This is a genomic window from Clostridia bacterium (genome assembly GCA_012840125.1).
GTDB lineage: Bacteria > Bacillota > DULZ01 > DULZ01 > DULZ01 > DULZ01.
Genome location: DULZ01000077.1, coordinates 1 through 5864 on the forward strand (window position 1 = coordinate 1; position 5864 = coordinate 5864).

The following is a 5864-nucleotide window of genomic DNA, read 5'->3' on the forward strand; positions in this document are numbered from 1 at the left end:
TCGGTCACCATGGCCAGTTATCCGGACCTACACGGTTTAGTCATCCTCAAAACGGGTAACTATACGGCCCGGCACGGCAACACGGCAATGAGTTCCGTGGGCTACCTGGGTTACAGCATCACGGCGGGCATCATTCTCGGAAATTACCCGTTAGGAGAAGAGCTGTGCCGGGTGGCCATTGCCCTGGCGGACAAATACGGTAACAGCGCTTCCAGCAGCATCATTTATTTTGTGGCCGGGGCCCTGATTTCCCATTGGACCAGGCCTGCCCGGGAGGGCCTTGCTTACTTGGAGGAAGCGGTGCGACACGGCGTCGAAGCAGGGGATGTGCTGATCATGGGGTATGCCCAGGTGCTGCTCCTGGAAATGCCCTACTGGATGGGCCTTCCCTTGGAAGAATTCAAGCAGCTGGTGCACCGGAAGGGACGGATTGCCCGGCAGCTTAAGCATGACAATTTACTGAACAATGTGGCCCTCTATGAGAAACTGGTGTCCCTGTTGCAGGAGAGGGAGGAGGGCGAAACCCCGCCGGGCATCAAAGCCGCCCGGTGGCAAGAAAGCGGGGTACGGGAAATTGTTCAAAAGGACGGCGCCTCTTTGGGCACCTATCATATTCTGGACTTGTATTTAAACTACCTGGCCGGGAATTATGCGGCGGCTCTCCAAGCGGCGGAGCAAGTTTATCCTTTCATGGGTTCCATCCAGGGGTTCCTGATTAGCGCGGAGTTCGTGTTCTATCACTCCCTGGCCATTGCGGCATGTTTCCGGGAGCTCCCTGCTTGCGAACGGAGGAGGTACCGGCGGATCTTTCGCAAAAACCTGCGGCAGGTCGAGAAATGGGCTTCTTTCTGCCCGGAGAATTTTGCCCATAAACACTGGCTGCTGGCGGCGGAAAAAGCCCGGCTGGAAGGCCGCGTGGAAGAGGCCATGGGTCTCTACGACCGGGCCGCCCAATCGGCGCAAGAAAACGGTTACCGGCAGAACCAGGCCCTGGCCTGCGAGCTGGCGGCGAAGTTTTACTTATCCTTAGGCCTGAAAAGGGTGGCCGGCGCTTATATGGAAGATGCTTTCCGCGGGTACTGCCGCTGGGGGGCTTTCGCCAAAGCGGACCAGCTGGCGGCTTGTTACCCGGACTTGCTGGCCGGGGCGCGCCGGCCCGGAGAAACCTTAGAGGAAGCCCCCGCTGCTGTAAGAGAAGGGGTGGCCGGATTGGTGATGCCCGGAGCAGGCGAAATCACGGCCGGTATGGGAATGCTGCAGTTGGCCGGTGAAGCGGCGGCCGCCGCCGGTGAGGCCGGCATTCAAAAGCTGTTTGCCGCTTTCTTGGCTCATGCCATGAAAGTACTGGGGGCGGATAAGGGCTACCTGATCATGGAAAAGAGCGACGAGTTTTTTGTGGAGCTAGCGAGGGAAAACCACCGGGAGCTGCCGGCGGAGCAGGCGGTACCCTTGGAAGAGTTTCCCCTGCTCCCTAAAGCCGTCATCCGGTATGTGGCCAGGACCCTGAAAACCGTCGCTTTTAACCACCGGGAGCAGTGGGGCATCTTTGCTGTGGACCCCTACCTGGCGGAGTACAATCCCAAGTCCGTGGTCTGCTTGCCCTTGCTGTTTCAGGGCATACCTTACGGCGTCGCCTATTTTGAAAACAGCATACTGCCGGGGGTATTCGGGGAAGAACAACTGGAAGCAGTGAAATTGATGGCTGCCCAGATGGCTTATGTGAACCAGGTGAAATCCTACTTGATGCACCGGGGAGAGCGGCTGCAGAAGAAAGGCAACGGCCAGTTGGTAGAACCCCTGTCGGAGCGGGAATTGGAAGTATTGCGTTTAATTGCGGCCGGGCTGTCTAATAAAGAAATAGCGGAAAGGCTGGATATGACCGTCAACACGGCCAAAACCCACATCAGGAACATCTACGGGAAATTGCAGGTGAACCGGAGGGTACAAGCGGTGGAAAAGGCCAAGCAGATGCATATATTGTAGACCGGAGCCGTCCTCGGCTGCCGTTGTCCAGGCAGGGGAGGACGGCTTTTTTGCGGGTCTCACCCATTTGGGTGATGTGTTTCGCCCCTGTTTGTTCTATGCTTAGATTGATGCAGGCCGGCAGTCTACACCGGGTGAGGGGGGAGTGCATGCATTTCCTGGTCAGGCTTGTATTGTTTACCATACCGCTGCAGCTCGTGTGGGAGGTGATTGGCTTAGGCGTAGGATAATAAGGCAGGGTCCACGGGGCTGTTGCAGCTGGAACAAAGGAGAGACGTTAATGGCCGGTATTATCAATGCGCTGCCGTTTCCCAGTATAGGCGCTCAGGGGGAGAATTTCTCTTTGCTGGGTTCCGCCGGATTCACCCCAGGGGCTGCGGAGCATACGGTCCTCAAAGTGTATGGCGGAGTACCCTATCTGGCTTTCGTGGACGTGGCCCAGGGCTATCGCCCCACCGTAATGTACTATCACCGGAGAAAGAAACGGTGGGTTTCCCTGGGACCACCGGGTTTCTTCCGCGTGCCGGTGAATTGTACCAGCCTCTGCCTGGATCATCACGGCGTACCCTATGTGGCTTTTAAAGAAAGAATGTTAAACAGCAGGGTCTTCGTGATGCGGTACCTGGGCGGTGGCTGGCAGCAAGTCGGGGGCCCTGTGTTTTGCGGCGAGGAGATCAACTATGTTACTATCTTTGTGGAGGCAGGTACTCCCTATGTGGCTTTTACCGAAGGCCGGTCCTATCACGGCCGGGTCATGAAGTATGAAGATAACTCCGGCTGGGTGCAGGTAGGTAGGAACTTCAGCCGGAAATTCGCCGGTTATGTGTCCCTGTTTGTGGATCGAGGTATCCCTTATGTAGCGTATACGGAAGGGGAGGACGTTCCCAGGTGTACCCTTGGCAAGCTGGCGGTGATCCGGTATGAACCCACGGCAGCAGGAGGGGAGGGTGACTGGGTGCCGGTGGGCGAGCAGGATCTGTTCGGCATTGCCTTTTACACCTCCCTCTATGTGGAACAAGGGGTGCCCTATGTAGCTTACGGGAACGGTAATGAACTATGCAAGATTACCGTAGCCAAGTGCGTTTATGATCCTGCCCGGGGGCAAGAACGCTGGATTCCCGTGGGCAGGCCGGGGTTTTCCGAAGGAAACGTGGTTTACCCCAAGCTGGTCTTTGACCAGGGCGTACCTTACGTGGCTTTCCGGGATGATATGAACGGTTACGGGGCCACAGTGATGAAATATGAAAGGGATTGTTGGGTTTATGTCGGTGAACCGGGTTTTTCAGCGGGGGAGGTTAACTACGTTTCCTTGCAAGTGGAAAAGGGGAAGGTCTTTGTGGCCTATGCGGACGGAAGCCGCAGGGACCGGGCCACGGTCATGGCTACTTAGATCCCAGGTTGGGGGGAGACCGGTGTCGCCCCGGGCTCTAGTCCCGGTTTTCATAGAGACAGGTGATTCTTAAGTATTGCCATTCCTTAAGATACAGGCAGGAGAGATAAAAGCCGGCGCCGGTACTCTTCAGCACCATATCTTTGCCGTTGGGGTATGAGCTTTGATAGGAAATGCCCAAGTCTTTTAGTTTGGCGAAATAGATGAGCTTGGCAAAATAAACTTCGGCGTCTCCCTGTTTCATGTAAATCTCGATGATCACCGTGTGATCCTCATGGGTCCAGTGATCCACGTGGTGCACCAGGTCGCAGGGGCGCGGGAGACCGGGAACGAGGGCCGCCGGCCAGGGCGTCCGGTTCAGTAGGTACAGATCCCGCCGTGCCGGCTCCTCAGCCGCCTGTGCATCTTGCCGTTTTTCCGCATCTTCTTTTTCCGTCATGGTCTCCGGTTCTCCTTATCGCCTCTTTCGCAATTCTATAGACCGCCCTTTTCCCACCCTTGGTTCCTTTGCCCCGCCCTCCCCTGGGTGCGGGGCCGCCAACCGTTTGGTTTTACTATCTTAGCATTTCTTCATGCTGATCAGTTTTGTAAAAGTGCTGTTTCCTTTTCTTAAAAGTGCTGTTTCTCGGACAAGCTCCCTTGAGCATAAAAAAAGTCCACCCATAGGGTGAACAGGGGGCAGCCGGAATCCGGCCCTTATTTTTTCCCGTATTTTTTCCGGTACTCGGAGGGGGAGAGATGGGTTTCCCGCTTAAACACCACCGCAAAATGTCCCGCATTGACAAAACCGCAGAGCCCGGCAATATCCTCAATGGTGCCCTCGTTAGTTGCCAGCAGTTCTTTGGCTTTTTCGATGCGGATTTCCGTTAAATAGCGGTGGGGAGTCCGTCCGGTGTGTTCCTTGAAGATCCGCTTGAAATGGTAGGGGCTGAGATAGATCAGGTCACAAATATCCCGGATGGTGACGCAGGTCTGGTAGTGTTCTTCCATGAAGCGGATGGCCTGTTGGATGTACTGGTTTTCCCGTCCGCTGTTTTTCCGGCCCTTCGTCTCCCCGGCTTGCAGGTCCCGGATCAATTGAAAGACAATTTGGGTACAGAGGCTGCGGATCATTTGCGGGTAGGCTTCCCCGTAATTGACCAGTTCCTGCTGGAATTCCCCGATCAAGTCCAGCAGGCGCCGGCTGTATGCGCCGTGAACGCGGGCAAAGGAAAACTCCCCGGCCCCGGCGCTTTCGGCGGCGATTTTCCGGAAAAACCCTTTCTTGACGGTAATATGCATGTATTTTCCCTCATCTTTATAACTGCTTTCCGGAACCCCGTAAACCCCTTGCCAGGGTTGCACCACCAGCATATCGCCCTTCTTGGGCCGGTATTCCACCCCGTTGATCACGGTCACCGGGGGGGTGGCAAAAAACAGGATGAAATGGTAATCATCGACCCGCAGCACTTGTCCCAAAGCGTACCCTTCCGGTTCAAAAACAGCCAGGTGCCGGCAAATGGTGGTTTTCGTCCGGTCATAGATGGCCGGGGGTATGATTTCCTGGAAATAGTTGAATCCTGTTCCCATCCTGGTACCTCCTAGACACAATACTTACCTGAACCTGGATCTTCGCCGTGTACGCCGGGAACAGGTGCGCCATCACGAAGCACCACCGCCGGGGACCGGTTCCGGGGAGGAGCTTACCACATACTCCCTCCGGCTGCCGCTTGCTGAAACACCCAGTCCTCGTTCACAAGTCTGTATCCGAAGCTCTTGCCTACGCCCGGTGTGCAGGAAGTCTGCGCCGGTGCAATACGGCAAGGCTGTCCCAGATACCTGCCGTCCACCGCTTCCACTCATGTTTTCAGGACTCTACATCTCCGGATCCTCTATCCCTTCACCGGGGATCAGGAGAAGGGTGTCCGTGTCTTGGTCCTCATCCTTATGCAGCACGGCAAATAACTCCCTGGTTTCCCCGTCCTCTCCCGGCACGGTGATTTTCATGACCTTCCCCCCGGGGTGCCCGCTGTCCCGGTGAAATTGTGCCAATTGGAGGACCGAGGCCCACAGGTCCGGGTGATCTTGGTCCAGCACTCTGCTTCTTAGACTCAGTACTTGCTTCCCCAGGGCCAGTGCTTCCTCTGTCCGGCCGGCTTTGTGATAATAAAGGGAAAGGTTACTCATGGCGCCCAGGGTGTCCGGGTGGTCCCGGCCCAGAAATTGTTGCCGGAAATTCACTACCTTTTCACCCAGGGTTACCGCTTCCTCATACCGGCCGGTTTCGCAGTAATAAGTGGCCAAATCCGATACGGTGTCTATGGTGCTGAGGTGGTCCGCGCCAAAAATTCTTTTCTTCAGAGCCAATATCTTTTCGCTTAAGAGGTGTCAATGGTCATTTGAAAAACAGTATTTTTGGTCACAAAAAAACCAGCAATTTTGGCCATGAAAAACCAGCAGTCATACAGAATTTAAGCCTTGCGATAACGGTGGAGGAATTGCCTAGGAGGCA

4 protein-coding genes and 1 pseudogene are annotated in these 5864 nt (G+C 55.6%); 2 read left to right on the forward strand and 3 right to left on the reverse strand.

Translation table 11 applies throughout. The annotated features are described in order from the left end of the window. On the forward strand, nucleotides 1-1983 hold a 1983-nt coding region (locus GXX34_08845), incomplete at its 5' end, for a GAF domain-containing protein (GenBank protein ID HHW07615.1). 280 nt (nucleotides 1984-2263) lie between these two features. Continuing rightward, the gene (locus GXX34_08850; GenBank protein HHW07616.1) at nucleotides 2264-3373 is read left to right on the forward strand and encodes a hypothetical protein; all 1110 of its coding nucleotides are present in this window, start codon (nucleotides 2264-2266) and stop codon (nucleotides 3371-3373) included. Nucleotides 3374-3410: 37 nt separating this feature from the next. Here GXX34_08850 and GXX34_08855 read toward each other — a convergent pair whose 3' ends face one another. From GXX34_08855 to GXX34_08865, 3 genes and pseudogenes are all read right to left on the reverse strand, one after another. Beyond that, nucleotides 3411-3812, reverse strand: a complete 402-nt coding sequence (locus GXX34_08855; protein ID HHW07617.1) for a hypothetical protein — start codon at nucleotides 3810-3812, stop codon at nucleotides 3411-3413. A 257-nt stretch (nucleotides 3813-4069) separates the two neighbouring features. Then, complete coding sequence (locus GXX34_08860; protein HHW07618.1) at nucleotides 4070-4942, reverse strand: helix-turn-helix transcriptional regulator; 873 nt, start codon at nucleotides 4940-4942, stop codon at nucleotides 4070-4072. A gap of 285 nt (nucleotides 4943-5227) precedes the next feature. Continuing rightward, a pseudogene (locus GXX34_08865) lies at nucleotides 5228-5731 on the reverse strand (tetratricopeptide repeat protein). Nucleotides 5732-5864: the final 133 nt, after the last annotated feature.

Excerpts from the sequence above, each read along its gene's own strand:
- GXX34_08850 (HHW07616.1), top strand. The coding sequence starts at position 2,264 with ATGGCCGGTATTATCAATGCGCTGCCGTTTCCCAGTATAGGCGCTCAG.
- GXX34_08860 (HHW07618.1), bottom strand. The coding sequence starts at position 4,942 with ATGGGAACAGGATTCAACTATTTCCAGGAAATCATACCCCCGGCCATC.
- GXX34_08855 (HHW07617.1), bottom strand. The coding sequence starts at position 3,812 with ATGACGGAAAAAGAAGATGCGGAAAAACGGCAAGATGCACAGGCGGCT.